At 73.9% G+C, this 26,992-nt stretch carries 20 protein-coding genes and 2 pseudogenes; 11 read left to right on the top strand and 11 right to left on the bottom strand.

Annotation, left to right across the window (positions count from 1 at the left end):
- The first annotated feature begins 34 nt into the window (after positions 1-34).
- The gene (locus DNL27_RS09545; protein ID WP_112235407.1) at positions 35-1,741 is read left to right on the top strand and encodes a hypothetical protein; all 1,707 of its coding nucleotides are present in this window, start codon (positions 35-37) and stop codon (positions 1,739-1,741) included.
- Positions 1,742-1,863: 122 nt separating this feature from the next.
- On the opposite strand, the gene DNL27_RS09540 is transcribed toward DNL27_RS09545, so the two are convergent.
- From DNL27_RS09540 to DNL27_RS12490, 5 genes and pseudogenes are all read right to left on the bottom strand, one after another.
- A complete protein-coding gene (locus DNL27_RS09540; RefSeq protein ID WP_058954624.1) occupies positions 1,864-2,619 on the bottom strand; it encodes an SDR family oxidoreductase in 756 nt (251 codons plus the stop codon).
- Positions 2,616-3,608 (bottom strand): peptidoglycan bridge formation glycyltransferase FemA/FemB family protein, encoded by a 993-nt coding sequence (locus DNL27_RS09535; RefSeq protein WP_112235406.1) that lies wholly within the window; start codon positions 3,606-3,608, stop codon positions 2,616-2,618. Before DNL27_RS09535 ends, DNL27_RS09540 begins: the two co-directional genes overlap by 4 nt.
- A gap of 93 nt (positions 3,609-3,701) precedes the next feature.
- Positions 3,702-5,438: an LCP family protein gene (locus DNL27_RS09530; protein ID WP_112235405.1), complete on the bottom strand. Its 1,737-nt coding sequence runs from the start codon at positions 5,436-5,438 to the stop codon at positions 3,702-3,704.
- Positions 5,439-5,848: 410 nt separating this feature from the next.
- Positions 5,849-6,352, bottom strand: a complete 504-nt coding sequence (purE, locus tag DNL27_RS12495) for a 5-(carboxyamino)imidazole ribonucleotide mutase (protein ID WP_255416991.1) — start codon at positions 6,350-6,352, stop codon at positions 5,849-5,851.
- Between the two features lie 102 nt (positions 6,353-6,454).
- A pseudogene (locus tag DNL27_RS12490) lies at positions 6,455-7,573 on the bottom strand (5-(carboxyamino)imidazole ribonucleotide synthase); the annotation flags it as partial.
- 212 nt (positions 7,574-7,785) lie between these two features.
- On the opposite strand from DNL27_RS12490, the gene DNL27_RS09520 reads away from it, so the two are divergent.
- Complete coding sequence (locus tag DNL27_RS09520; protein ID WP_239494328.1) at positions 7,786-8,406, top strand: GtrA family protein; 621 nt, start codon at positions 7,786-7,788, stop codon at positions 8,404-8,406.
- A 72-nt stretch (positions 8,407-8,478) separates the two neighbouring features.
- On the opposite strand, the gene DNL27_RS09515 is transcribed toward DNL27_RS09520, so the two are convergent.
- Entirely contained in the window at positions 8,479-9,186 is a 708-nt protein-coding gene (locus DNL27_RS09515) for a TIGR03089 family protein (protein WP_112235402.1), read from the bottom strand.
- 229 nt (positions 9,187-9,415) lie between these two features.
- Here DNL27_RS09515 and DNL27_RS12485 point away from each other — a divergent pair, with 229 nt between their 5' ends.
- From DNL27_RS12485 to DNL27_RS09495, 4 genes are read left to right on the top strand one after another with little or no spacing between them, the layout of a single operon-like run.
- Entirely contained in the window at positions 9,416-9,985 is a 570-nt protein-coding gene (locus DNL27_RS12485; RefSeq protein WP_112235401.1) for a WhiB family transcriptional regulator, read from the top strand.
- Between the two features lie 5 nt (positions 9,986-9,990).
- Positions 9,991-10,560: a DUF3499 family protein gene (locus tag DNL27_RS09505; protein ID WP_012398815.1), complete on the top strand. Its 570-nt coding sequence runs from the start codon at positions 9,991-9,993 to the stop codon at positions 10,558-10,560.
- A 53-nt stretch (positions 10,561-10,613) separates the two neighbouring features.
- Positions 10,614-11,882: an Ig-like domain-containing protein gene (locus DNL27_RS09500; protein ID WP_112235400.1), complete on the top strand. Its 1,269-nt coding sequence runs from the start codon at positions 10,614-10,616 to the stop codon at positions 11,880-11,882.
- 7 nt (positions 11,883-11,889) lie between these two features.
- Positions 11,890-12,600, top strand: coding sequence for a TIGR01906 family membrane protein (locus DNL27_RS09495; RefSeq protein WP_112235399.1), 711 nt, complete (start codon positions 11,890-11,892; stop codon positions 12,598-12,600).
- Here the strand turns inward: DNL27_RS09495 and DNL27_RS09490 are convergent.
- Positions 12,584-14,209 carry a dolichyl-phosphate-mannose--protein mannosyltransferase gene (locus DNL27_RS09490; RefSeq protein WP_239494327.1) on the bottom strand — a complete coding sequence of 542 codons (1,626 nt, stop codon included), beginning with the start codon at positions 14,207-14,209 and terminating at the stop codon, positions 12,584-12,586. The two genes, DNL27_RS09495 and DNL27_RS09490, sit on opposite strands and share 17 nt — an antisense overlap.
- A gap of 107 nt (positions 14,210-14,316) precedes the next feature.
- Between DNL27_RS09490 and rsmI the strand changes: the two genes are divergently transcribed.
- Complete coding sequence (rsmI, locus tag DNL27_RS09485) at positions 14,317-15,207, top strand: 16S rRNA (cytidine(1402)-2'-O)-methyltransferase (RefSeq protein WP_112235397.1); 891 nt, start codon at positions 14,317-14,319, stop codon at positions 15,205-15,207.
- Positions 15,208-15,438: 231 nt separating this feature from the next.
- Here rsmI and DNL27_RS09480 read toward each other — a convergent pair whose 3' ends face one another.
- Genes DNL27_RS09480 through DNL27_RS09470 form a run of 3 tightly spaced genes read right to left on the bottom strand, consistent with a single transcriptional unit; the run spans position 15,439 to position 20,362 of the window.
- Positions 15,439-17,973 (bottom strand): DUF3488 and transglutaminase-like domain-containing protein, encoded by a 2,535-nt coding sequence (locus DNL27_RS09480; protein ID WP_239494326.1) that lies wholly within the window; start codon positions 17,971-17,973, stop codon positions 15,439-15,441.
- On the bottom strand, positions 17,970-19,415 hold the full coding sequence (locus tag DNL27_RS09475) for a DUF58 domain-containing protein (RefSeq protein WP_112235396.1): 1,446 nt from the start codon (positions 19,413-19,415) through the stop codon (positions 17,970-17,972). The genes DNL27_RS09480 and DNL27_RS09475 overlap by 4 nt, the downstream gene beginning before the upstream one ends.
- Complete coding sequence (locus DNL27_RS09470) at positions 19,412-20,362, bottom strand: MoxR family ATPase (RefSeq protein WP_041297392.1); 951 nt, start codon at positions 20,360-20,362, stop codon at positions 19,412-19,414. The genes DNL27_RS09475 and DNL27_RS09470 overlap by 4 nt, the downstream gene beginning before the upstream one ends.
- Positions 20,363-20,541: 179 nt before the next feature.
- Here DNL27_RS09470 and DNL27_RS09465 point away from each other — a divergent pair, with 179 nt between their 5' ends.
- From DNL27_RS09465 to DNL27_RS09450, 4 genes and pseudogenes are all read left to right on the top strand, one after another.
- A complete protein-coding gene (locus tag DNL27_RS09465; RefSeq protein ID WP_204360286.1) occupies positions 20,542-21,543 on the top strand; it encodes a TatD family hydrolase in 1,002 nt (333 codons plus the stop codon).
- A 125-nt stretch (positions 21,544-21,668) separates the two neighbouring features.
- Positions 21,669-22,544: pseudogene (rsmA, locus tag DNL27_RS09460) on the top strand (16S rRNA (adenine(1518)-N(6)/adenine(1519)-N(6))-dimethyltransferase RsmA); the annotation flags it as partial.
- 311 nt (positions 22,545-22,855) lie between these two features.
- Positions 22,856-23,848: a 4-(cytidine 5'-diphospho)-2-C-methyl-D-erythritol kinase gene (locus tag DNL27_RS09455; RefSeq protein ID WP_112235394.1), complete on the top strand. Its 993-nt coding sequence runs from the start codon at positions 22,856-22,858 to the stop codon at positions 23,846-23,848.
- Between the two features lie 123 nt (positions 23,849-23,971).
- Positions 23,972-25,414, top strand: a complete 1,443-nt coding sequence (locus DNL27_RS09450; protein ID WP_041297391.1) for an RNB domain-containing ribonuclease — start codon at positions 23,972-23,974, stop codon at positions 25,412-25,414.
- On the opposite strand, the gene DNL27_RS09445 is transcribed toward DNL27_RS09450, so the two are convergent.
- On the bottom strand, positions 25,404-26,759 hold the full coding sequence (locus DNL27_RS09445) for an APC family permease (RefSeq protein ID WP_112235393.1): 1,356 nt from the start codon (positions 26,757-26,759) through the stop codon (positions 25,404-25,406). The two genes, DNL27_RS09450 and DNL27_RS09445, sit on opposite strands and share 11 nt — an antisense overlap.
- Positions 26,760-26,992 lie beyond the last annotated feature (233 nt).

Here is a 26,992-nt window from a genome sequence, read left to right as displayed (position 1 = left end):
CCCCGATGCATCGGGCCCGAGGAGAGGAAACACCGTGGCGCTGACCGTGTCCCCGTGCGGCAACCGCAAGACCTGGGACGCGCGGGTGCGCGTCACGGGCGGGCACCCCGAGCTGCTGTGGGGCATCGGTGAGGCCGAGGCGCTCACCGGGGAGCGGGTCGGTGTGGAGCGCGTCGCGGTGGACCGTGACGAGCAGACCGTGGGCTACGGCCAGCTGCTGGTCCACGCCGAGGACCGCCACACGGTGGTGGACGCCAAGTCCCTGCACGTGAAGAACCCCCGCGAGCTCGTGGCGGTGCTGGCCGCCCTGCAGGACCACGCCCGGGACGCCCACGGGGCCGCCGTGCTGCGGGTGAGCCCGGACACCCACGCCACCGTGGAGCTCGCCGCGCAGCTCGAGGCCGCGGGCTACCGGCGCCGTGACAGGCCGCGCCGGGGCGAGGCCGGCCCGCGCCACCTGCTCGTGCGCCTCGGGGAGACCGAGGGCGAGCTGTCCAAGAGGCTGTCCTCCGAGACTCTGCAGCGCTGCCGCGCCGGGCTGCGCGACTCCGGGGTCCGCGTGCGGCGGGTCAACGCCTCGGACCGGGATCTCAGCCACGTGGGCCTGCGCACCCAGCACATCCGCGAGCTGCTGCGCGCCGTGGGGGAGAACTCGGTGTTCCTGGTGGCCACGGAGACCCCCGACGAGGGTGCCGAGACCGCCCTGGGCTACCTCTGGTTCGTGCACACGGGCGAGTCCGCCATGATCTACCGCTCCGGCTTCACGGACCGCGCCCGCCAGCTGGGCGTGGACGACGCCCTGCTGCTCACGGGGCTCGTGCAGCTGCAGCAGCGCCAGGTCCACAAGGTGCTCGCCGGGGACCCCGACCAGCCCGGGCAGCCCATGGTGCTGCGCGAGCTGGCCACCGAGGACCACGAGGTGCTCGGCACGTGGGAGTACCCCCTGGTGGGCGAGTTCCAGGTGGCCGGGCGCGCGGAGAAAGCGCGCCACCGCTTCCTGGGCCGCCGGGCCAGGAGCGCGGCCCCGGAGGAGCTGCTGCCGGTCTCCCGTGCGTCCCGGCGCTCCCGCCGCCGTCGCACGACGACGCCTCAGGGCCCGGCGGTCCCGCCCGTCGCCGGTGGCGTCCCGGTCGCGGCGGCTGCCGACGTGGCCGCCCACGAGCACCCGGTGCAGCCCACGGGAACGCAGGCCGCCGAGCCCGTCGGCACGGGTTCGGGCCACGCCCGCGGGACCGCCCTCACCGAGGCGTCCGTCGATCGCGCCACCGACCCCGGTCCTGCCGGGGACGGCCGCTCGGCCGCGTCCCGCGCAGCGGCTGGGGGCGAGGACGGTCGTCCGGCCGCTGCACCGGGGGAGCAGGGTCCCGAGAACCGCGAGCACAAGTCCCTGGCCACGGTCACGCCCATTGCCTCGGCGGTCGACGCGGATCCGGACCTCGTGCGGCACGACGACACCGCAGGGACGAGCGGGCGTCCGGGCGAGGGGCGGGACGAGGCGCGCGAGCGGCGTAGTCGGACGCCGTTCCGCAGGCAGGCTCGGGGCCGTCGAGGGGCCCAGGCTGCGGAGCCGGACGGTACGACCGGCCAGGCGTCTCCTCTGGACTCCGCGTCGGAGCCCCAGCACCGGGACGGCGCACCTGACGATGCGGCCCGTGCGCGCGGCGAGCACCCGTCCGTGGCGCTGCTGCGCCGGGCGGTGGCCGAGGGCCGCGCCGCGGTGCGGGACGCCGCCCGCTGGTAGCCGAGCCACCCGCGGCCCGCCCAGCCGGTACGGCATCAGTCGGGGTCCATCAGCCGGGCTCCATCAGTCGGTGGGCAGCAGCCGGGAGCGCGCCCTCCGGTGGTCGGCGCGCCCGGGGCGGATCAGGAGCGCCCGGACACCAGGTTGGCCACGCGCGCGGTGAGGGACGGGGGAAGCAGCCCCGCCACGCGGTCCAGCACGTGGTAGGCCCGCGGGAACACGATCCGGGAACGGCCGCGGTCCAGAGCGTCGAGCGTGGCGGCAACGAGGTCCGCCGGGTCCGCCGAGCGGCCCAGGTCGATCGCGGAGGCGTCCGCGACCGCGAAGAAGTCCGTGTCCACCGGCCCGGGATTCACGCTGAGCACCCGGACGCCGTGCGGACGGGCCTCCACACCCACGGCGAGCGAGAACCGGTCCACGAACGCCTTGGACGCGCTGTAGGTGGCCATCGACGGCAGCGGCTGGAAGCCCGCCACGGACGCGATGTTCACGATCGCGCCGCTGCGGGTCGCAGTCATCGAGCGCAGCGCGGCGTGGGTCAGGGTCATGAGCGCGCGGACGTTCACGGTGAGCTCCTCGAGCTCCCGGTCCAGGTCCGCCGCCGCGAACTCACCGTGGGTCCCGAACCCGGCGTTGTTCACCAGCAGGTCCACGGGAGTGCTCTCCAGCACGGCCACGAGGGCATCGATGCCGTCCTGCGTGCCGAGGTCCGCGGCCACGGTGCGGGCGGCGCCGCCCGTGAGCTCCTCGGACAGTGCCGTGAGCTTCTCGGGGCTGCGGCCCGTGAGCACGAGCGACCACCCCCGGTGGTGCAGGGCCCGGGTGAACGCCCGGCCGATGCCCCCGGTGGCGCCCGTGACCAGTGCCGTACGCGTCACGCCGCGGCCCTCCGCTCGCGCAGCTCCCGCAGTTTGCCCCGTGCCGTGCCCACGGCCTCGCGGGCCGCGCGGGCACCGCTGTAGGCCGCGTAGCCCGCGCGGGAGACGGGCAGGTCCCACGTGCCGGGATAGGCCACGGGTTCGCCGCCGAAGGACTTCTTGAAGGACGTGAAGCCGTACCACTCGTGCTCCGGTCCCGCGCCCTCGGGGGCGGTGCCGAAGAGGTCGAACCACGTGAGCCCCTTCTCCCGGGCGTCCATGATCATGGTCACCACCAGGGGGATCCCGGCCGAGAGCCTGCGGTGCTCCTGGTCCATGGCGGCGTGCGCGTACGTGCGGGTGTCCTCGGAGTCGTAGACCAGGGACGCGGCAATGGGCTCGCCGTCCAGCGTGGCGAGGTACAGGCTCGCCGCGCCCGCGGGCATGAGGGACTCCGCGGCGGCCCGCAGGTAGTCGTCCTGCTGGCGGTTGAAGTTGCGCCGTGCGGCGGTCTCGTCCAGGAAGCGCAGCAGGTGCCGGACGTCTGCGGGGTCCTCAGAGCGCTCGATCCGCACGCCCTTCTTGTGGATATTGCGGTAGAGGTTGCGGTTGGTGGACTTCATGTTCTTGAGCAGGTCCTTGGGGTCCCTGCGCAGGTCGATGAGCTGGGTGTGCCCGGGCTGGACCTGCCGCGGCGCCCGCTTCATGCCGCGGCGCACGAGGGACGCCTCCGGGGTCTCGATCCCGTCCACCGTGTGGCCGTTGACGGGCTCCACGCGCACGAACCAGCAGCGGTGGGCCTTCGCCTGCGCCACGAGGTCCGCCAGCGCGAGGTCGAAGGCCTGGGGGGTCTCGGCCTCCGGACCGTACGGGCAGTACAGGTACCGCCCGGTGCGCCCGCCCTCCACGGTCGCCAGGTAGCGCCACCCCGGGCCCTCCGCCTGGACGACCCGGTGTCCGATGCTCTCTTGGAACTGTGCCCACTCGGGGGACTGCAGGATATTCGCCACGCCCCCACTGTACCGATGAGCCCGTCCCGTCCCGCTGGGATCCGGGTCACGCGCGGCCGGGCGCGTGCCGGTGGACACCACCCCGGGGGCGCGTCACTGGGGAACGGAGCACGTTCCGTTCGGGGACAGCTCCTCCTGTGCGGGGACCTTCAGGCCCGCGGGCACCACGGCCGCGGTGCCGACGCCCGGCCCGGCGCCGATCACGGAGACCCCGCGCGCGGCGGGCGCCCCGGCGGCGTCGGGAGGTGCGGGGGACGACGACGACGCGGTGCCGCCGCGCGCACCGGCCTGGGCGTCGTCGCCGTTGGCCTTCTCCAGCACACCCGCGAGGTCCGACTGGAACTGCGCGTAGTCGGGGTAGGTGGGGAAGGACTGGTCGTAGTACGGCGGGCCCGCCGCGTAGGACTGCAGCTCGTGGCGCTGGGCCTTCGTGGCCACCGTGACCATCGCCCCGATCGAGGACTGCGGGATGTCCGTCTCGAGGATCTGCTGGCCGGAGCTTGCGAGGTCGTCGAACTTGGTGACCACGGTGATCGGGTCCAGCTGCGCAAGCATCGCGGCCTGCACGCAGCGCTGGCGCGCCTGGCGGTCGTAGTCCGTGGCGCCCTCGCGGGAACGGGCGTACCAGAGGGCGTGGTAGCCGTCCATGTGCTGGGTGCCCGGTTCGATCCAGCCCAGGATCGGGTTCTTCTCCCCGGTGTCCAGGTTGGTGCCGCCGCCGATGGGCACGCGCCCGCCCACCGTGAGGTCGATGCCGCCCATGGCGTCCACGAAGGCCTCGAAGCCGTCCATGTCGATGAGCGCGTACGCCTGGATCTTCAGCCCCGTGACGCCCTCCGCGGCCTCCTTGGTGGCCTGCGCGCCGGGATCCTCCACACCCCCGTAGAGGTCCTTGTGGTTCTGCATCACGTCCGTGTAGATGGCGTTCATGATGCACTCGTCCCCACAGTTGAACCCCTCCGGGTACACCCCGTGCATGGGGGAGTCCGAGGGAAAGGGGACGTTCTGCAGGTTGCGGGGGATGGAGACCGTCACGGTCTGCCCGGAGGAGGCGTCGATGCTGAGCACGGTCATGGAGTCCGGGCGCCGACCCTCGCGGTCCGCGCCGGCGTCCCCGCCCATGAGCAGGATGTTGTACCGGCCCTCGGACGGCGCGAACGGCATGCCGCCGCCGAAGATCCCGGACACCGCGTGGCGGGCCACGGACACCACGTGCGCCGCGTAGCCCAGCCCGCCGCCCGTGACGAGCATGGCCAGCACGGTCACGATCACCACGGCCCTGCGGACCGGTGTGCTGAGCATCCCGGGGCGGATGAGCCGCAGGGTGTCGAACCACAGCAGCACCCACCCGATGGCCAGCGCCACGAGCCCGTACATGAGCAGCGCGCTGGTCACGGAGTTGGTGAGCAGCCACACCAGGGCGGTGCGCCACACGAAGAACAGCAGCAGCGCGGCCACGAGCAGGGCCCACATCACGGCGGTCACGCGCACCGCGATCCGCCCGAGGCCCCGCCGGCCCGCGACGAGCTGCGCCGAGCCGGGGACCAGCAGCGTGGCGCCCAGCAGCCACCACGCCCGCCTGGTGCGGGTCGCGGGTGCCGCGAAGCGGGGGCTCGTGAGGGGGTCGCCCACGCGCGAGCGGGTCCGCCGCGGTCCGTCCTCGGGGTCGCGCGCCGCGGTGGCTCCCGCCGGGTGCGGGGAGTCGTCCCCGGGCTGCGGGTCCGGTGGCGGGGTGCCCCGGGACGGGGCGCCCGCGGGCACCTCCTCGTAGGCCCGGGTGGCCGTGGGGTGCGCGTCAGCGCCGTCGGGGCGGTCGGTCGATCCGTTCACGTGAAACTCCGAGCGGGAGGGGAAGTCGGTGCGCCGGCGGGGCCGTGGGAGCGGCCCGCCGGATCGGGGTCCGGTGCTGCGGGGGCGGACTCCGACGCGCCCATTGTGCCCTGTTCACCTGGATCCCCGCCGACACGCCCGGGGCAGGGGAGTCGGGGCAGGGGGCGCGGCCGGACTCTCGCGCAACGGCGCCCCGCGATCGGCACGTGGGACGGCGCTCCGCGTGCGCAGATTCAGGACCTGGGTGCGGACCTGGTTCGAGGGGGCGAGCGACGGCGCTCCGCGCGCGCGGATCCAGGTCCTCCGTCCGTGCGGGCAGCACGTGGGGTTCGTCGGCGCCCGGCGCGGGCGGACTCGGCGTCGGGACAGTCGGGCGCCCCGGTCCGTGCGCGCGGACCGATACCGCGGCGTCACCGTCCGGACGTGGCCCCGCGGGCCACGGTGTCCCGCAGCGAGTCGCCCTTGCGGTGCGCGGTCTCGGCGAGCTCCGCCGCGAAGTCCTGCAGCCGCTCCCGCAGCTGCTCGCCGCCGACGTCCGGGGCGGAGCCGAGCACGCGCGCGGCCAGCAGGCCCGCGTTGCGCGCGCCGTTGACGGACACCGTGGCCACGGGCACGCCAGCGGGCATCTGCACGATGGAGAGCAGGGAGTCCATGCCGTCCAGGGTCTTCAGGGCCACCGGCACGCCGATCACGGGCAGCGGGGTCACGGATGCGAGCATCCCGGGCAGGTGCGCGGCACCCCCGGCCCCGGCGATCACCACGCGCAGCCCCCGCTCGTGGGCGGTGCGCCCGTACTCGAGCATCTCGGTGGGCATGCGGTGCGCGGAGACCACGTCCGCCTCGTAGGGGATGCCGAGCTCCTCGAGGGCCTCCGCGGCGGCGGACATCGTGGCCCAGTCCGAGTCGGAGCCCATGACGAGGCCCACCAGGGGCGCCTCGTTCTGGGCGTCCGGGACCGCACCCCACGGCGCGTCCACCGGTCGCGGGTTCAGGTCGGGGCAGCGCCGCGCGGACCCGCCCTCGCGCAGGGTCGACGCCGCCCGGGCGGCAATCCGCCGCAGGGCCTCGACCTCGTGGGAGCCCCCCACGGCGTTGACGTGGCCGACCTTGCGGCCGGGGCGCACGGCCTTGCCGTACGTGTGGATCTTGGCGCGCGGCTCGGCGGCCATGGCCTCGGGGTACGCCGCGAAGAGGTCCTCGTTGGCCCCGCCCAGCACGTTCTTCATCACGGCCGCGCCCGCCACCGGGTCCGTGGCGCCCAGCGGCCAGTCGAGCACCGCGCGCAGGTGCTGCTCGAACTGCCCCGTCACGGAACCGTCCATGCTCCAGTGCCCGGAGTTGTGGGGTCGCATGGCGAGCTCGTTGACCGCGAAGCCCGTGTCCGTGTCCGGGGTCTCGAACAGCTCCATGGCCATCACCCCGGTGACCCCGAGCTCCTCGGCCAGCTGCACGGCGGCGTCCCGGGCCGCGGCAGCCACACCGGGGTCGAGACCGGGGGCGGGGGCGATCACCTCGTCGCACACGCCGTCCACCTGGATGGACTCCACCACGGGCCACGCCACGGTCTCCCCGGAGGGGCGGCGGGCCACCATGGCGGACAACTCGCGACTGAAGGCCACAGCTTCCTCCGCGAGCAGACCCTGACCACCCGCGGCCGCGCTGCGCGCAAACCACTCGGCGGCCGTGCCGCGGGAGGCGTCCTGCGGCGTCACGACGCGCAGCACGCCCTTGCCGTCGTAGCCGCCCCGGGGGGTCTTGAGCACCACGGGCCAGCCCACGCGCTCGCCGAAGGTCACGAGCTCCTCGGGGGAGTGCACCTCGGCCCAGCGGGGGTTGGGCAGACCTAGCCGCTGCACCGCCCGGCGCATCACCAGCTTGTCCTGGGCGTGCTGCAGGGCCGCGGGGCCCGGGCGCACCGCGACCCCCTGGGCCTCGAGCGCCTCGAGGTGCTCGGTGGGCACGTGCTCGTGGTCGAAGGTGAGCACGTCCACGTCCGCGGCGAAGTGCCGCAGGGCCTTGAGGTCGGTGTAATCGCCCGTGGGTGCGGTGGCCACGGCGGCCGCGGCACTGGTGTCCGGGCCCTCCGCCAGCACGCGCAGCTCCACGCCGAGAGCGGTGGCGGCGGGGGCCATCATGCGGGCGAGCTGCCCGCCTCCCACGACGCCGACGACAGGACCGGTAAGGGAAGGATTCACCGCATCAGGCTATCGTCCCAGCCGATGCCCAGTCATGTCGGAGTACGATGCACACCATCGCCCGGTGTCCACCGGGGCGTCCCGCGAGCCGCGACACCGTGCCGGGCCCGCCCGGATGCACCGTCCCCGACGAGCAGAGTGAGAACGAATCCTTGAGCAACCTGGCTGACCGCGCGCACGCGCTGTGGGAACTGTTCGTCAAAGAGCTCACCAAGTTCGGTCTGGTGGGTGCGGCGGCGTTCGTGATCAACGCGAGCCTGGTGTGGCTGCTCATGCACACCCCCTACTTCGCGGACAGCCACATCAAGGCCAAGGTCGTGGCCACGGTGGTGGCCATCATCTTCTCGTGGGTGGCCAACCGGATGTGGACGTTCCGGGACAAGCGCCAGGACGATAAGAAGAAGGAGCTCGTGCAGTTCCTCGTGGCCAATGGGATCGGCATGGCCATCGAGCTCGGCTGCCTCGGGGTCAGCTACTACGTCCTGGGCCTGACCTCCGCCACGGCGTCCTTCGTCTCCGGCACGATCATCGGCACCATCCTGGGCACGGTGTTCCGCTACTTCGCCTACCGCTTCTGGGTGTTCAGCACCAAGCTGGACGCGGACCCCGAGTTCGCGGACAGCCCGGACGAGGAGTTCGCGTTCATCACGGGCCAGATGCCGGTGGTCCACCCGGACTCCGCCCACCGCGGCTCCCAGCACGGGCGTCCGGGCGGTTCCGGCCCCGCCCCGGACACGGATCCCACGGACGACGACGTCCGCCGCGCCTCCTGAGCGCCACCTTCCGATCGCGCGTCCTCACCGTCGCGGGGCCCGCCGGTCCGCCACCGCGCGCGAGGCGCGGGCTCAGGCGGTGGTGGCCCGTTCCTGCGCCAGCACGTCCGCCGAGGCGTCCTCCGGGCCCGCGGTGATCAGCACCGCCTCGCCCGAGACCACGGTGCCCAGCATGCGCAGCAGCTCGGCATCGCCCCAGCCGTCGTGCAGCGGGATCAGCACCGTGGTGCCCGCGACTTCCGGGGAGGCGGCCAGCGCGGCACCGACGAGCGCACCGTGCGTGGTGCCGGAGTCCAGGGCCGCAGCGGCGGGATCGGGGGTCTCGAAGCCCGAGTAGACGTCGGGCATGGCCCGCACCTCGTCCGCGAAGTCCACGGAACCGTCCGGGACGGGGCGGGCGCACGAGAACGCCAGCGCGGGTTCGGCGACGATGAGCAGCAGCTGCGCGGCGGCGTCGTCGTCCGGGTGGGTCTCCAGGTGCGCGTGGAGCACCGCGTCCGGTTCGGGGTGGTGCGTGAAGCGCACCGCGGCGCCCACGCGCAGCGCGGCCAGCGTGAGGACCACGAGGCGCCAGTGGGGCACGGGGGAGATGCTCACGAGGTCCCCGGCGGCCACGTCCAGCTCGTCGGCGAGCAGGCCCGCGGACTTCTCGACCCAGTTGACCAGCACCCGCCCCGAGAGCTCCACGCGCTCGGGGCCGCTGCGCCAGACCAGCGCGGGGGTGGGGCGCTCGGCAAGCTGTCGCAGTGCCTCGTCCAGGTCTCTCGGTGTGCGTCCCACGCAGAAACTCCTTAGGGTAAGTGACAGTGCCGCTGCCGGGCGGACGGCGCGCCGAGCAGCCGGGCAACCCCAGGGTACTCGGCTTGACTCGCCGGGACTTACACACGTGTAATTAGATGGTCCACCCGGCCCACGGAGGGAGCCCGATGGCGATGTCCGCGATCCCGGCCGGGTCAACCGGGCTGGTTGAGGGCACGAGACAGCGAACGCGTGGGACGGAAGGACTGACATGGGAGAGGCCGCACGCCGCCGGATCGACGGGCGCGAGGACTCGGAGCCCGAGTCGGCCGTGAGCCCGGTCCCCGCCGACTGGTTCGTGGACCCCGTGGACCAGGCCCGCGGAGCCGCCGGGGTCACCACCCTGGACGACCTCGCCTCCGCGTTCCTCGCCGCCCACCCCGAGGTCGCCGGGGACGTGCTGCTGCGCTCGGACAGCAAGAAATCTCCCGATCCCGAGCCCCCCGCCCCCGCCGCGCAGGACCTCAGCGCCATGGAGGTCCACGACGTCCAGAGCGTGGACGCGTCCGTGTGGCAGGCCGTGGCCGGGCTGTACTCGGTGAGCGAGGGCGACGCCGAGGGCGAGCTCGCGTGGCAGACCGACGCCCTGTGCGCCCAGACCGACCCCGAGGCGTTCTTCCCCGAGAAGGGCGGCTCCACCCGTGACGCCAAGCGCGTGTGCGAGGCGTGCCCTGTGAGCGGGCAGTGCCTGGACTACGCGATGTCCAACGACGAGAAGTTCGGCATCTGGGGCGGGCTGTCCGAGCGCGAGCGGCGCCGGCTGCGCCGCCGGGGACGCTGAGTCCCGTGCGGGAACCCGTGGCGCCGAAGCGCTCGTGCTCCAAGCAGACGTGCAACCGGGACGCCGTGTGCACGCTGACCTACGTCTACTCCGACTCCACCGCGGTGATCGGCGCCCTCTCCGCGCGGCGTGAGCCGCACGCCTACGACCTGTGCCCGGTGCACGCCGACGCCCTCACCGCTCCGCGCGGCTGGCGCGTCGTGCGCCTCGAGGCCCCCGGCGGGTGGGACCGCGACGACCTCGACGACGTCGTGGAGGCCGTGCGCCAGGACGAGGCACCCGCCGTGCGGCGCGCACCCGCGCGGGGCCCCGCCCTCGGTGCGGCCCGTCCCGGCGCGCGCGTGCTCCGGGACGTCTCCTACCGCGGGTCCGACCCCGAGCTGGGCGGGCCCCGTGCCGCCGATGACCCCGCCGGGGACGGCGCCTCCGCATCCCGGCAGGAGCCCACGGCCCGCGTTCCCGGGTATCCTGGGGTCACGCGTTCCGCGGCGGACGCCCCGCAGCACCAGGATCCGCAGCCGCGCTCCGTTCCCCTCCCCGACGCCCTGCGCATGCCGCACTGGCGGCGCCCCTGACCGGTGGGCCCGGTCCCTGGCCCCGGGGCGGGCACCCCCACTGTGAGGTACTCATGACCACGTCTCCGCACCCCGACCACCGCACGGCACCCGGACCCGCCACGACGTCCGCCCGCGCTCCTCGCCGCCGGTCCGTCCGCGCCGTGTCCCTGGGTGCCATCGGTCTCTCGGCCGTGCTGGCGCTGGGCGGCTGCGCCGCCGGGGACGACGCCGCAGCGCCGTCGCCCTCGGGGTCGAACGCCCCGGACGCCCAGGCGAGCCCCGCCGTGACCGTGGCCCCCAGTGCCGACGCCACGGCCGTGAATCCCGCGGACCCCGTGGTGGTGAGCACGAGCGCGGGGGAGCTCACCGACGTGAGCGTCACGGCCGCGAGCACGGGGGAGAAGGCCGAGGGCGCGTGGAACGACGCGCACTCGGAATGGCGCTCCTCCGCCCCGCTCGCGTTCAACGAGACCTACACGGTGGCGTACACCGCCCGCAACGGGCAGCGGGAGAGCACGGGCAGCTCCGGGTTCACCACGGTGGACGCCGCCCACGAGGCGGACGTGGGCCTCAACGTCAAGGACGGCCAGACCTACGGCGTGTGGCAGATCCCCGAGCTCACGTTCTCCGAACCCGTGACCAACAAGGAGGCTGTGGAGAAGGCCATCCATGTGGAGGGCGCCCACGAGAAGGGCGAGTTCCGCTGGTACTCGGACCGCAAGCTGCGCTTCCGCCCGGACAAGCCCTGGACCCCCAACTCCTCCGTGAAGATCTCTGCGGACATCCTGGGCACCGACCTCGGCAACGGGATGATCGGCAACGGCAACACCACCGTGACCTTCAAGACCGGTCCCGAGCAGCGGGCGTACGTGGACAACACCACCAAGACCCTCGTGGCCTACGTGGACGGCAAGCAGACCGGCAGCTGGCCCGTGACGCTGGGCAACCCGGAGTGGCCCTCCACCACGGGCAAGAAGGTGATCCTGGAGCAGGCGGCGTCCTACTCCTTCAAGGCCTCCTCCCTGCACCTCAAGCCGGGGGACCCCCACTACTACCCGCCGTTCGACGCGTCCAACGTGTCGCGGCTGACGTGGAGCGGAGAGTTCATCCACCAGGCCCTGCCCTCGGCGTGGCCCGTGCTCGGGGTGGCCAACGTGTCCCACGGCTGCGTGGGCATGCCCCCGAAGGGCGCCAAGTACATCTTCGACACCTTCCGCCCCGGGGACATGGTGGAAGTGGTGAACACCGACTACCCGCAGGCCGATCCCGACGACGGCTACGGGGACTGGAACATCCCGTTCGAGCACTACGCGGACGAGAACTGGCACGGGAACTGGTGATCCGACCGTGAGCTCCGCCGTGGCCCCCGCCCCTTGGGCCCGCCCCACCGCCGTGCAGCGGGTGCTGCAGGGTTTCCTCGCGCTCGCACTGCCCGTGCTGTGGCTCGCGCTGGCCGTGCGGCTCGTGGCCACCCCCGCGTTCCTGTGGCTCGAGTACCACCGCCCCGGCTTCCCCACCGACCGCTGGGGAATGGGGACCGATGAGCGCATGGCGTTCGGCTCCTACGGGCTGGACTACATCATGAACCTCGCCCCGCCCTCCTACCTGGGGGGACTCGTGAGCCCCGAGGGCGGGATGGCCTTCACCCCGGCGGAGGTCTCCCACATGACGGACGTGCAGCACGTGATGCAGTGGGGACTGCTGCTCGCGGGGGTCCTCGCCGTGCTCAGTGCGGCGGCGGCCCTGCACCTGCACCGGCGGGCACCGGGCACCGCCTCCGCCGCGTGGTTCGCGGGTTCCTGGCTCACTGTGGGGCTGCTCGTGCTCGCCGCAGTGGCCGGGGCGCTCGGGTGGGAGAGCTTCTTCGCGGGGTTCCACTCCCTGTTCTTCAGCTCGGGCACGTGGACGTTCAGCGTCACGGACACCCTGATCCGGCTCTACCCCACGCAGTTCTGGATCGACGCCGCGGTCACGGTGGCCGTGCTGAGCCTGCTGGGTGCCTTCGCCACCATGCTGCTCGCGGCGCGGCGGGCCCGGCCCCTCAGATCCAGGACCTGAACCACATCCGCCAGCGCCAGTGCTCGTACGGGATGGTCTGGGCGGTCCACACGGGCCAGAAGAACACGGCGAGGGCCACCGCCAGGAGCAGGTAGCACACGGTGACCGCCCGCCACCTTTGGGCCCACACGCCGGTGATCCGGTGCTCGTGTGCCGCGGCCACCGGTGTGCCGGCCGTGGCCCCGTGCCGCGGCACCGCGAGCCTGCCCGTGAGCACCCCCACCGCCCCGGCGATCAGCAGCGCGACGGCGGGGAAGTAGGACAGCGCGTAGAAGAAGAACATGGTGCGCTCGGGGTAGAGGAACCACGGCAGGTACCCGGCGGCGCAGACCCCCACGAGGGCGCCGAAGCGCCAGTCGCGCCGGCCCGCCCACAGCCACACGCCGAGCAGCACGGCGAGGATCCCCACCCACCACACGGCGGGGTTGCCCACGTTGAGGATGGCCTGGCTGCACGCGTCCACCGTGCAGCCGTCCGTGCCCGCCCCCGGGGACTCGTAGTAGTAGGACGTGGGGCGCAGCATGAACGGCCACGTGGCCGGGCCCGCCATGTACGTGTGGTGGGAGTCCAGCCCCGTGTGGAACGAGTACGCCGCCACGTGGTACTCCCACAGGGAGCGCAGCGCCGGGGGCAGCCACTGCGGGCCCTGCCCGGGGTTGAGCTCGGCCCAGGTGCGGTCGTAGCCACCGCTCGTGGCCAGCCAGCCCGACCACATGAGCACGTAGGTCACCAGGCCCGTGCCGATCACGGTGAGGAAGCCCCACGGGCCGTCCTTGAGCACCGCACCGGTGAACCAGTGCCGGACGCCGGCCACCCGCCGGGCGTTCATGTCCCACAGCACCACCAGGATCCCGAGGGCGGCGATGCTGAACAGCGCGTTCCACTTCACGGCCGCCGCCGCCCCGCACGCGGCCCCGGCGGCGATCCGCCACCACCGCACCCCCAGCCACGGACCCAGGGGGGAGCCGCCGAGACGGGCGGCCAGGCGGCGTCGTCCGTCGTCCCGGTCCAGCAGCGCCAGGACGAAGGCGAGGAGCAGGAAGAACATCAGGAAGATGTCCAGCAGGGCCAGGCGGGACTCCACGAGGTGCAGGCCGTCGAGTGCCGTGAGCAGCCCCGCGATCGTGGCCAGGGACACCGAGCGGAAGAGCAGCCACCCGGCCCACCAGATCAGCGCGATGGACAGTGTGCCGACCACCGCGGCGGAGAAGCGCCATCCGAACGGGTCCTCGGGGCCGAACAGCCACAGCCCCACGGCGATCAGCCACTTGCCGAGCGGCGGGTGCACCACGAAGGACGGCTGGTCCTGGACGTCCGGGACGGCCCCGGAGACGAAGCCCTCGTCCGCCCCCGAGGGCCACTGCTGCTCGGTGCCGTGCAGCAGCAGGGAGTAGGCGTCCTTGAGGTAGTAGGTCTCGTCGAAGACCACGGCGTGCGGCGAGGCGAGGCCCACGAAGCGCAGCACGCCGCCCAGCACGGTGACGAGCACCAGGGGAACCCACCACCAGCGGGGGAGGCGGGTGACGGCGGGCAGCAGCAGCTCGCGCGGCGACGCGGGGGAGCCGTCGGGGTGCCGGAGGGCTGCGGGGGAGAAGACGGTCGAGGGCACGGACCCATGGTAGGGCCCGAGCTCGGGAGGATCCGGCGTGGCACCGCGGCCCGCCGCCACCGCGCCGCCTGCCACCGGCGGGGCCCGCGGGTTCGTAGAGTGGACGTGTGAGCTCCCGAACATCTGCCCCCGCACACGAGACCCCCGAGCACGGCCAGGGCGCCCTGGTGGTGGTGGGAACACCCATCGGCAACCTCTCTGACGCCTCCGACCGCCTACGCAACGTGCTGCGCACCGCGGACGTCCTGGCCGTGGAGGACACCCGCACCCTGCACCGGCTCGCCGCCGGCCTGGGAGTCAGTGTGGGCGGACGGGTGGTCACCCACCACGAGCACAACGAGAACGCCCGTACCGACGAGCTGCTGGACGAGGTCCGGGCCGGGCGCACGGTTGCGGTGCTCTCCGACGCGGGGATGCCCACCGTCTCGGACCCCGGTTTTCCGCTCGTGCGGGCCGCGGCGGAGGCGGACCTCACGGTCTCGGTGCTGCCCGGCCCCTCGGCCGTGCTGGCCGCGCTCGCGGTGTCCGGGCTGCCCACGGACCGGTTCACGTTCGAGGGCTTCCTGCCCCGCAAGGCGGGGGAGCGCGCGGCGGTGCTCGCGGGGCTGAGCTCCGAGCAGCGCACGATGGTCTTCTACGAGTCCCCCCACCGGCTCGCCGAGATGCTCACTGCGGTGCGCGACGCCATGGGTGGGGACCGCCGTGCCGCCGTGTGCCGTGAGCTGACGAAGCTGCACGAGGAGGTGCTGCGCGACGACCTCGACGGTCTGGTCGCGTGGTCCACCGGGCACCAGGTGCGCGGGGAGATCGTGGTGGTGCTCCACGGCGCCGCCCCGGCCCCCGCACCCGCCCCGGAGGACCTCGTGGCCGAGGTCGAGGCGCGCGTGGCCTCGCACGGGATCAAGCTCAAGGCCGCGGCCCGCGAGGTCGCCGCCGAGCGCGGGGTGAGCACGCGGCACCTCTACGACGCGGTCGTCGCCGCCCGCGGACGGGACTGACCACAGCCCGACGTAGCCGTCCGTGGCCGCCGCCCGGACGCGCTGCAGGCATGGGTGGCGCAGGTTGCGTTGCCCGGACGGACTCCCCGGACGTGCGGCGCTCACGCACCGCGCGGGGGGCGCAGCCCCGTGCGGTGTCCACGGCCGGGCGGGGCAGCCTCCCCCGCGCAAGCGGATGGTGCGAGCGCCCGCGACGGGCCGCGCACCCCGCTTTGCGCGGCGAGGGGCGGGTCAGCGGCGGGCGTCGCGCCGCAGGGACGCCGGCCACCACGTCGCGCGGAAGCGCTGCCCGCGGGGTGCGCGGTTCCGGTACTGCTCGCGGATCCGCGCGAGGTCCTCGGGAGTGGTGCGGGGGGTCCACCCGGCGTCCGGCGCACCGTAGCTCGCGGTCTCGAGGTCGGTGACCACGCGGTCCACGGACTCGTGCGCCGCCGGGATGCCCTCCGCGAGCCGTCGCGCCCGCACCCGCGGGGTGTCCGCCGGGCGGGCGGTGACCCCGTAGTCGCGTGCGAGCGCCACGAACTCGTCCCACGCGGCGTGGGCGCGCCGCTGGGGGGACAGCGCGGCGTCGCCCATCGCGGCCGTCCGGGCACGACGCCGCCGGGCGCGCAGCCAGCGCGGCAGCACCGCGAGCACGAGCAGCAGGGGCACGAGCACCGCGGCGGCGGCGAGCCACCACGGCACGGCGAACCCGACCGGCTGCTGGGGCGGTGCATCGGGCTGCTGCGGGGCCACGGTCGGCTGCGGGCTCGGGGCGCCGCCGGTCTCCGAGGACTGCGGTGTGCTCGGCGGGGTGCTCCGCGGCTGCTCTGAGGTGCTCGGCGTCGCGGAGGGGGATGCGGAGGGCGACGCACCGTCCGCGGGGTCCGGCGCGGACTCCGGTGCGTAGCCGGGGGTGCTGGGCACACCCGGTGTCGGCTCGAAGCGCACCCACCCGATCTTCTCGAAGTACAGCTCGGGCCACGCGTGGGCGTCCCCGGTGCCCACCGGGAAGGACGTGCCGCCGTCCTCCTCCGTGGTGGCGGCCGTGGGCAGGTAGCCCACCGCCACCCGGGAGGGGATCCCCACCTCGCGGGCCATCAGCGCCATGGCGGGGGCGAAGTGCCCGGAGTAGCCCGCGCGGGTCCGCATGAAGGTGTCCAGGGACCCCATGCCCCCGGCGTCGTAGCCCTGGGCGAGTGGCGCGTCGATGTCCTCCCGGAAGTCCTTGCGCAGCCGGTTCTGGATCGCGAGCGCGCGGTCGTAGTCGGTGCGTGCTCCCTCCGTGTACTGGCGGGCGGCGTCGGCCACCGAGCCCGGGCGGTCGGCGGGCAGGCGCAGGTACTCGGCCATGGCGGCGTCGTCGGCGGCGGGCGGTGCGGCGCGCAGCGCGTCGGGGGTCGCGTCCGGCAGCACGGCGGTGACCGTGTAGCCGGCCCCGGACATGCCCGTGGAGGCGCTGTAGACCGAGAGGTCCCGCGGGTTCCAGCCCCAGCCGTCGGTGCCCAGCCCGGCCACGTCCGCGGGGGCGTAGGGGGTGGGCAGCCAGTGCTCGGTGTAGTCCTCGAAGCTGACCTTGGCTGTGACCTCGCGCCCGCCGGGCACCGCGTCCCGCGCGGCCGCACCCAGGCGCGTGAGGTCCTCGTCCAGGCCGTCGGTGTCCGGGAACCACTCGTCCCGGGAGAAGTCGGAGAGAGTGAGCAGACGCATGTACTGGGGCTGGTCATCGGAGCTCGTGTAGCTGAAGCACCGGGTGCGCTCGTCCGAGCGCAGGTCCTGCCCCACGGCGCGCAGCGGCCCCACGCCGGAGGCCCGGTCCGAGGTCAGGGAGCTGCCCTGCGGGAACGCACCGTTGTAGAAGCCGGGAATCACGGAGGGCACCAGCAGCACCACAGCGAGCACCCCCGCGACCACCAGCAGCGCACGCGGCAGCCCGCCGGGCGCGGGGGCGATCCGCTGCGCCCGGGTGGCCCCCCAGATGCGCGAGCCGGCCAGCAGGGCCAGGGCCGCGAGGGCGGCCGCGGCCAGACCTGGGACGCCCACACTGCCCGGCAGGGTCAGCGCGGGCACCACGAGCAGCGCGAGCAGCCCGAGGCACGCGAGGCCCGCCATGCGCAGGCCCACGAGCGCCGTCTCCATGAACACGGTGACGAGACCCACCAGCACGCTCAGCACGAAGGCGAGGCCGGGATCGGGACCGTACGGGGCGGCGTCGTGCGCCACGAAGTCCCCGGAGCCCCGCCACAGCTGGGCTGCCGCCGAGAACGTGCCCCCGGTGGGGATGAAGCCCAGCAGCGCGTGGTCCCCCAGGTGCAGCGCGGTCAGCGCGAGCAGCAGCGCGGCGAGCCCGAGCACCGTCACGAGCACCGACGGCAGCCGCAGCCACCGGGCCACGCCCGTGACGAGCAGCACGGTCACCACGGTCGCGGCCACGGGCCACACCCACCAGCCACCGTCCAGGGCACCGGCCATCCCTGCGCAGCCCAGGGCGGTGGTCACGAGCAGCAGCACGGTCAGCTCCACCACCCGTGGCCGCGCGGCGGGGGCCGGGGTGGGCGCGTCGGATGTCTTGGAGGGCTCTGCGGTGGCGCGGCGGGGTGCCCCGCCCGGGCCCGGCGCGCCACTGCGACGACGCCGCCCCGCCGGGTTCCCGGCGCCGGTGGACCCGATCCCGGGGTTCGCAGTGCCGGTGTTCGCGGTGCCGGGGGCCGCGGAGTCACCCGGCGTGCGGTCCGCCGGTGTGCGGTCCCACGGGGTGCGGCGGGGGGAGCTGTCGTGGGGGGTCATGCGGTGGTCCTCCGTCGGGTGCGCCGCAGCACGTCGTCCATGTGCAGCTGGGGCGCGCCCGGCTGCGGGGGCGGGGGAGCCATGAGGGAGCCACCGCCCACCACGGCCAGCCACGCGGCGTCCACGTCCGTCCAGCGGCTCACGAGCACCACGGACCAGCCCGCGGCCTCGAGCACGTCCGCGCCGGCGGGGCGCACGAGGGGAGGGGCCACCACCAGCACGGCGGAGCACGCGGCGGTGCCCGCCGTGGCCCGCACGTAGCGCTGCCCCGCCTCGGCGGTGAGGGCACCCGAGAAGAGCAGCACGGGGTGGTCCAGCCCCTCCCGTTCCAGGCGGGAGGCCAGCGGGTCCTGCGCGGCCCCCGGCTCGGGGCGCGGGACCAGCGCCGCCCGGGACAGCCCGTGGACCACCTCGGTGGCGGCGTCGTCCCGCACGGCGGTGTCGCGGCGCTCGGTGGAGCCGGAGTCCCCGCGGGGCAGGGCGCGGCCCTGGTCGTCCAGGGCGTGGACCACGGTCTCGCGGCGGGTCAGGTGCTCGAGCACGGACGCCGCGGCCGTGACCGCCCACTCGAACTCCTCCGTGGAGTCCAGCACGCCCGCGAGGATCCGCTCGCCGGGCCAGTGCTGTGCCGCGGCGTCCAGGACCAGCACGGCCTCGCGGGTGCTGCGCGGATCCTCCTGGCGCACCATCAGCTCCCCGTGCTTGGCCGACGCCGCCCAGTGCACCCGGCGCATCGGGTCACCGTGGCGGTACTCGCGCGTGGTCACGTTGTCCGGACCGGGCTGCGGCTGCGCCCGCCGGGACAGCTCGCCGCCGCTCTCCCGGGCGAGCGTGGCCCCGTGCTCGGTGAGCTCCTGCGGGTCCGGGGCCACGTGCAGGGACGTGCGCTCGGCCACGTCCAGCAGCTCGGTGACCACACCGAACGGATCGCTCACGCGCACCGTGGCCGGGCCCAGCTCGTGGATCCCACGACGCCGCGGGCGCACCGTGTACGCCACGGGCACCCCCGACACCGGCACGGAGAAGTCGCGGTCCCGGCCCAGCAGCGGGTCCACCGCCTCGTGGACGTCCACGGCCGCGCGCTCAGAGCTCGTGGCGCCCCGCCCGGCACCCCCGCCGTCCCGGCCGGGAGCCCGGGTGCGGTCGCGGGATCCGAAGGCCGAGCGGCGTCGTACCCGCAGGGCCACCTGGGCGGCGTCGCCGAGCGTGACGAGCGGTGGGTCCACCGAGCGCTTGAGCAGCACGCGCGGCTTGACCAGCCACATGGCCAGCGAGGACAGCAGCGGAACGGCCCCCAGGAACAGGGACAGGGCCAGGACGTCCTTGCGGCCCAGCCATGTGGCGGCCGCCAGGCTCAGCACGGCGGCGGCCAGGAAGCACCACCCGCGCACCGTGAATTTGGCGCGCGAGTCCACGCGCGCCGTGGCGCCGGTGGACCTCATCGGGTCTGCGGGGCGTCTTCGGTGGGCACGCGGACGTCGTCGAGGATCCCGCGCACGATGTCCTGGGCGCTGTCCGCCCCGGAGCGGCGCTCCAGGATCAGGCGGTGGGCGAGCACCGGGACGGCCACGTCCTTGACGTCGTCCGGGAGCACGTGGGCGCGGCCGGCCAGGGCGGCGTGGGCGCGCGCGGCGGCCTGCAGCTGCAGGGCGGCGCGGGGGCTCGCCCCCAGGCGCAGGTGCGGGTGCGAGCGCGTGGCCTGGCACAGCGCCACGATGTAGCGGCGCACCGCGGTGGACACGTGCAGGGAGGCTACGTGGCGCACGAGCTCGCGGGCCTGGTCGATGTCCAGCACGGGGGCCAGATCCGCCAGGGGAGAGCCCGAACCGTGCTCGGAGAGCATGGCGACCTCCGCGTCCGCATCCGGGTAGCCCATGGAGATCCGCGCGGTGAAACGGTCCCGCTGGGCCTCGGGCAGGGGGAACGTGCCGTCCATCTCCACCGGGTTCTGCGTGGCCACCACCATGAACGGGGACTGCAGGCGGTACGTGGTGCCGTCCGCCGTGACCTGACCCTCCGCCATGGCCTCCAGCAGGGCGGACTGCGTCTTCGCGGACGCGCGGTTGATCTCGTCCCCGATCACGATGTTCGCGAACACCGGCCCCGGCTTGAACTCGAACTCCCGGCGCACCTGGTCGTACACCGAGACACCCGTGATGTCCGTGGGCAGCAGGTCCGGGGTGAACTGCACGCGGCTGACCGTGCCGCCGATCGCACCCGCCAGCGTCCGGGCGAGCATGGTCTTGCCCACGCCCGGGACGTCCTCCACCAGCAGGTGGCCCCCGGCCAGCAGCACCGTCAGCGCGGTGCGGGTCTCGGCGGGCTTGCCGTCGATGACCGCGTTCATGCGGTCCAGGACGGCCTTCGTGCGGGCGGCGAACTGCTCCATATTTCCTCGTCTCACGGGCATGGGGGGCGGGGGTGGTCCGGGGACCATGGTCTCAGGAATTGTGCAGGTCCGCGTGCATTGCGGCTGCACCCCGCATCCGGGTCCGTGGGCGGTGCCGGGACCGGACGGTGCGGGCCGGCGCGGACGGGCCGGGCGGCGTCGTCGCCTATCGTGGTGCCGTGATCGAGACAGCCCTGACCGAGTCCCTCTGGCCGCACGGCGAGCGCCCCGAGCCCGTGCCCGGTGGGACGCCCGCCGCTTACGACCCCGAGCAGTACGCGCTGGCCGCGGACGTGCCCAGCGGGGAGGGCACCGAGCGGCGCGCGGACACGGACGTCCACGGGCAGAAGCGCAACCTCCGCTTCCCCGCGCTGCCCGAGCCCCTGCCGCACCCGGTGGTGGACAACCACACCCACCTGGACATGCAGGACGGGCTGGTGCGCGTGTCCGTGGCGGACGCCGTGGCCACCGCGCGGGACGCCTCCGTGGCCGGCGTGGTGCAGGCCGGGTGCGACGTGGAGTCCTCGCGGTTCGCGGTGGCCGCGGCGCAGGCGGTGCCCGGTGTGCTCGCGGCCGTGGCCCTGCACCCCAACGAGGCGCCGGAGCTTTCGCGCCGCGGTGAGCTGGAGGCGGCGCTGCGGGAGATCGACGCGCTCGCGGCGCAGGACCGGGTGCGCGCGGTCGGTGAGACCGGGATGGACCGGGCGCACACCCCGGAGGAGGGGCTGGGGGCGCAGGAGGCGTCCTTCCGCGCGCACATCGAGCTGGCGAAACGCCACGACCTGGCGATGCAGATCCACGACCGCGAGGCCCACGAGGACGTCCTGCGCATCCTGGACGACGCCGGAGCACCCGAGCGCACGGTGTTCCACTGCTTCTCCGGGGACGCGGAGCTCGCCCGGGTGTGCAACCGCAACGGCTGGTACATGTCCTTCGCCGGGACCGTGACGTTCAAGAACGCGAAGGCGCTGCAGGAGGCCCTGCGGGTCGCGGACCCCGCACTGGTGCTGAGCGAGACGGACGCCCCGTTCCTCACCCCCCACCCGTTCCGGGGCCGCCCCAACGCGCCGTACATGGTCAACCACACCGTCCGCGGGATGGCGCAGCTGCTGGAGGCGGACCTGGAGACCGTGTGCCGCCGGATCTGGGACAACTCGCGCCGGGTGTACGGGGCGTTCTGAGCGGTCCCTGACGCGTGGGGAGAGGCTCTGCCGTGATCCTCGCGGAAATCCCGGGCAGAACCTCTCCTCAGGCCTCATCCGTGGAGCGGAGGTGCCCCGCCCGGCTCGCCCCGTAGGATTGTCCGGTGACCGAGCACAGCACAGCCGGCCCGCTGCTGGGGCCCGCGGAGATCAGGGAGCTCGCCGAGACGGCCGGGATCCGCCCCACCAAGACCCTGGGTCAGAACTTCGTGATCGACCCCAACACCATCCGCCGCATCGTCGCGGCCGCCCACCTCGCACCTGAGGAGCACGTCCTGGAGGTGGGGCCCGGGCTGGGCTCGCTGACGCTGGGGCTGCTGGCGGCGTCGTCGGCGGTCACGGCGGTGGAGATCGACCCGCCGCTCGCACGGCGGCTGCCGGAGACCGTCGCCCGTTTCTTCCCGGACGCCGCACCGCGCCTGAGCGTGGTGGAGGCCGACGCCGCCCGCGTGCGTGAGCTTCCCGGCGGTGCCGAGCCCACGGCGCTCGTGGCCAACCTGCCGTACAACGTGGCCGTGCCCGTGCTGCTGCACATCCTGGAGACCTTCCCGTCCATCCGGCACGGTCTGGTGATGGTCCAGGACGAGGTCGCGGACCGCCTGGCTGCGGGCCCGGGGTCGCGCGTGTACGGTGTGCCGTCCGTGAAGGCGTCCTGGTACGCGGAGGTGCGCAAGGCCGGGGTGATCGGCAAGAACGTGTTCTGGCCGGCGCCCAAGATCGCCTCGGGCCTGGTGCGGCTCGAGCGCCGCGACCCGCCCGCCGAGGAGCGCCTGCGGGTGCCCACGTTCGCGGTGGTCGACGCCGCGTTCGCCCAGCGGCGCAAGACCCTGCGGGCCGCCCTGAGCGGCTGGGCCGGCTCCGGTGCGCGCGCCGAGGGGATCCTGCGCGCCGCCGGGGTGGACCCCGCCGAACGCGGGGAGAAGCTCGGGGTCGCCGACTTTGCGCGCATCGCGGAGGCCGCCAACACCCTGGCCGCCGACGACGCCCCGCCCACGTCCCTGACCGAGGCCACCCCGGTTGTGGGTGGGGGTTCGGTTGCGAGCGAGGCCCCCGCAGCGAGTCAGGACAAGGGCCTGGCCACCGAGGAAGCCTCTCTGGCGGGCCGGGACCAGACCGCGGTCGTCGGCCGGAGTGAGAGGCCGGCAGCGGTTGCGAACGAGGTCCCCGCTGCGCGTCGGGATGAGGGCCCTGGCGCCAACGGAGCCCCACTGGCGGGCCGCAGCCAGACCGCGGTCGCGGCGCCGGGCGAGGTGCGTGGCACGCACCCGGAGGAGACACCGGGGGATCCGGCATGACCGTGACGCCCCGGTGGGTCACCGCGAGCGCACCGGCCAAGACCAATCTGCTGCTGCACGTGGGAAGCCCCACCCCGGACGGCTACCACCCGCTGGAGACCCTGTTCCTCGCGGTGGACCTGCGCGAGACGGTGACCGCCACGCTGGACCCGGCCCGCGACGCGGGCGAGGGTGTCGCCGTGACCGTGGAACCGGCGCCCGGCAGCGGGTACGCGCGGATGGTCGCGGAGGGTGCCGCGCGGCTGTCGGACATTCCCCTGGACGCGCGCAACCTCGCGGTCCGGGCGGCCCGGGCGGTGTGCGACGCCGTGGGTGCCTCCGAGTCCGGCCTGGCACTGCACATCCGCAAGGCCGTGCCCGTGGCCGGCGGCATGGGCGGCGGGTCTGCGGATGCGGCGGCCGCGCTGGTGGCGGTCAACGACCTCGTGGCGCGGCACCTGGGCATCCCGGAGCTGGCCCCCGAGGAGCTGCGGCGACTGGGCGCAGAGCTCGGTGCGGACGTCCCCTTCATGCTGCTGGGCGGCGCGGCGGTGGGCCGCGGCACGGGCACGGAGCTGGAACCGGTTCCCACGGACGGGCTGCTGCACCTGGTGTTCGCCCCGCAGGACCGGGGCCTCTCCACCCCCGCGGTGTACCGCCGGTGGGATGCCGCCCACGGGCTGTCGGGCACCGGCGCACCGGACCCGGCGTCCCCCCGGGCGCTCGCGGCCCTCGACCCGGCGGACCCCGGGGCGCTCGCCGCGCTGGTCCGCAACGACCTCCAGGCACCGGCCCTGCACCTGCTCCCGGAGCTCGCGGACGTGCTCGAGCACGGTGCGCGGCTCGGGGCGCTCACCGGCTGGGTCTCCGGCTCCGGGCCCACCGTGTGCTTCCTGGCCCCGACCGACGACGCCGCCCGGCAGCTCGCCGACGCCCTCGCACGGGAGGGCCGGCTCGCGCTCCCGGTGAACGGTCCCGCCCCCGGGGCGCGGGTGGACGCGCGCGGATGAACCGGTACGCGCGGGCTGCCCGGGGCACAATCGGGGCAGCACACGCGTGTCAGCACGGTTCGTCCGGACCGGGGCGCGCCCGGGCGGAACTCCTCGGGTGACGTGCCCGGGTGAGGAGTGAGCATGGCCATTCGTCCGCAGCAGGTCCATCCCGTCCCCGAGCCGCTCGTGGCAGCGCTGGAGGCCCTGCGCCATGAGCTCGCCATCCCGGACGACTTCCCGCCGGAGGTCCACGACGCCGCCGCGGCAGCCGCCGCCGCACCGCGCCTCCCGGGCACCGACCGCACGGACCTGGAGCTCGTGACCATCGACCCCGAGGGCTCGCGGGACCTGGACCAGGCCGTGCTGATCGAGGCCGTGCCGGACGGGTTCACGCTCTGGTACGCCATCGCGGACGTCGCCGCCTTCGTGGCACCCGGGGACCCCGTGGACCTGGAGGCGCACCGGCGCGGGCAGACCCTCTACGCCCCGCACCAGCGCACGCCGCTGCACCCGCCCGAACTGTCCGAGGACGCGGCGAGCCTGCTGCCCGGAGTGGTGCGTCCGGCGGTGCTGTGGCGGCTGGGCCTGGATGCGCGCGGCGAGCTGGTGGACACCGGGGTGGAGCGCGCCCTCGTGCGCAGCCGGGCGCAGCTGAGCTACCGCGACGTGCAGGACCGCCTGGATGCCGGGACCGCGGAGCCCTCCCTGCAGCTGCTGCGCACCGTGGGGCTGCTGCGGGAGCGGATCGAACGGGAGCGCGGCGGGGTGAGCCTGCGGATCCCCGAGCAGGAAGTGGTGGTGGAGGAGCGGCAGTGGCGCGTGGTGCACCGCAGCGCCCTGCCCGTGGAGGGCTGGAACGCCCAGGTCTCCCTGCTCACGGGCATCGCGGCGGCCCAGCTGATGCTCCGCGCGGGGGTCGGGCTGCTGCGGGTGCTCCCGCCCGCCACGGACACGGCGGTCCAGAAGCTGCGCGTCACGGCGGCCGCGCTGCAGATCCCGTGGCCGGATGAGGTCTCCTACCCGGAGTTCGTGCGCGGGCTGGACCCCTCGCGGGGCACGCACGCCGCGATGCTGCACGCGTGCACCCTGCTGTTCCGCGGCGCGGGCTACGAGGCGTTCGACGGCGCCGCACCGCAGCACCGCGAGCACTCCGCCCTGGCCACGCCCTACGCCCACGTGACCGCTCCGCTGCGCCGACTCGTGGACCGCTACGGCAGCGAGGTGTGCCTGGCCGTGGCCGCAGGCCGCCCGGTGCCGGAGTGGGCGCTGCGGGCGCTACCGCAGCTGCCCGCCGAGATGGAGATCTCCGGGCGCAGGGCCTCCGCGTACGAGCGGGGAATCGTGAACATGGTGGAGACCCTCGTGCTCTCGGCCCATGTGGGTCAGGAGTTCACGGCCACCGTGGTGGACGTCAAGGAGGACGGCACCCGGGGCACCATCGTGATCCGGGAGCCCGCGGTCGAGGCCGGTCTCAAGGCCCCGGGCCTGCGGCTCGGCAGCGAGATCCGGGTGCGCCTGCTCAGCGCGGACGTGGCCGCAGGGCGCAGCGAGTTCGAGGTGGTCCCGGGTTCCACTACTCGCTGAGGTGCATGCGCGGCACGGGGCGAGAGAACATCCGGGTGTGCCACAGCAACCGAGAGACGCCGATGACCATCCATGTGAGTCCCAGGACTACCGCGACGGGTGTCAGGCTGGTCCACAGCCAGGCAGTGAGGAGGAACCCCACCGCGGGGATCACGCCGTAGAGCAAGTATGTGCTGATCGTTCGGCGCTCGGCCCGCACCAGATATGTGGCGATGACACTCAGGTTCACCATGGTGAAAGCGCTGAGCGCGCCAAAGCTGACGATGGATGCCACTAAGTCGACGTCTGCCACCAGGGCGCTGAGGGAGATGGCGGCGACGACGAGGATCGCACCCACTGGCGTGCGGAAACGGGGGGAGACCGTACCGAAGAGTTTTCGGGGCAGCAGCCCGTCTCGTCCCATGGCAAACAGGATGCGTGAGACGGACGCCTGGGAGGCCAGCGCAGATCCCAGGGCGCCCGTGACGTAGGCCGCGAGGAAGAGGGCGGTCAGGAGGTTTCCGCCGATGTTGGCGAGCAAGGAGATGGCCGCGACGTCGGCGGCGTCACCGACCATGACTTCGGGTCCGGCCATGTGCGCGAACCATGCCACGGAGACGAAGAACGCACCACCGATCACGGTGGTCAGGATGACGGCGCGGGGAACGGACCGGCGAGGCTCCCTCGCTTCCTCGGCCATGGTTGATACCGCATCGAAGCCCAGAAACGACAGGCACAGCACTGCGGCGCCGGCCGCCACAGCAGTGACGTCAAAGCCCGGTCCGATAAACGGGTCGAGAGGTTGCACCGAGGGGTCGAAGGCCCGGGCCGCGTAGACGAAAAAAATCCCGAAGAAGACGACTTGGAGGAGGACCAGAACTACGTTCGCGCTCTTCACGGCGGCCACTCCCACGATGTTCAGGCCCGTGACCAGGGCCAGCGCCGTGAGGGAAAATACCCATGCGGGTACGGCGGGAAATCGCTCACCGAGATAGAGCCCGATCAGCAGGTAGTTCAGCATCGGCAGAAGGATGTAGTCGATCATCACGGTCCACCCCGTGAGGAAGCCGGCTCCGCTGCCGAGACCAACTCTTGTGTAGGCGTACGCCGATCCTGCCGAGGGGACGACCTTGCCCATGAACGCGTAGCTGCACGCAGTGAAGAGCATGGCGAGCAGCGTGAGCAGATAGGCGGTGGATAGGAAGCCGCCTGTGATCTCGTTGACGATCCCGTAGGTGGTGAACACAGTCATCGGCACCATGTAGGAGAGCCCGAAGAAGACCAGGGTGGGAACCCCCATGGACTGGCGCAACGTGCCGTTCGCGTCCGGCGTGCCAGATCCATCGCGGCGGGATGACGTGGTCATGGGGCGGCTCCTTGGGGGTGTGCCCCGGGAAGAGTGACAGTGCGGACAGCAAACTGCGGCAGTCTCCGAGGTTGCGCCCCCCCTTGACCCAGGGCGGCACACCTCTTCTAATTGACCATGTGGTAAATATCACGTGCGCCGAGCGTAAGAGGGGGCGAAGAAGGGTGTCAAGGGCTGATTCTGCGGCGAACTGCACGGAACCTGAGGGACCGGACCCGGGAATCCCACGGCGT

It is taken from the genome of Kocuria sp. BT304 (assembly GCF_003290245.1).
Classification (GTDB): Bacteria; Actinomycetota; Actinomycetes; order Actinomycetales; family Micrococcaceae; genus Kocuria; species Kocuria rhizophila_A.
This window is presented reverse-complemented; position numbering and strand designations above follow the sequence as displayed.

Bases quoted from the DNA above. Each gene is read 5' to 3' on its own strand.
- DNL27_RS09475 (WP_112235396.1), bottom strand. From the start codon at position 19,415: ATGAGGTCCACCGGCGCCACGGCGCGCGTGGACTCGCGCGCCAAATTC.
- DNL27_RS09445 (WP_112235393.1), bottom strand. From the start codon at position 26,759: ATGACCACGTCATCCCGCCGCGATGGATCTGGCACGCCGGACGCGAAC.
- purE (WP_255416991.1), bottom strand. From the start codon at position 6,352: ATGGGCTCCGACTCGGACTGGGCCACGATGTCCGCCGCCGCGGAGGCC.
- DNL27_RS09500 (WP_112235400.1), top strand. From the start codon at position 10,614: ATGACCACGTCTCCGCACCCCGACCACCGCACGGCACCCGGACCCGCC.
- DNL27_RS09455 (WP_112235394.1), top strand. From the start codon at position 22,856: ATGACCGTGACGCCCCGGTGGGTCACCGCGAGCGCACCGGCCAAGACC.
- DNL27_RS12485 (WP_112235401.1), top strand. From the start codon at position 9,416: ATGGGAGAGGCCGCACGCCGCCGGATCGACGGGCGCGAGGACTCGGAG.
- DNL27_RS09480 (WP_239494326.1), bottom strand. From the start codon at position 17,973: ATGACCCCCCACGACAGCTCCCCCCGCCGCACCCCGTGGGACCGCACA.
- DNL27_RS09470 (WP_041297392.1), bottom strand. From the start codon at position 20,362: ATGGAGCAGTTCGCCGCCCGCACGAAGGCCGTCCTGGACCGCATGAAC.
- DNL27_RS09450 (WP_041297391.1), top strand. From the start codon at position 23,972: ATGGCCATTCGTCCGCAGCAGGTCCATCCCGTCCCCGAGCCGCTCGTG.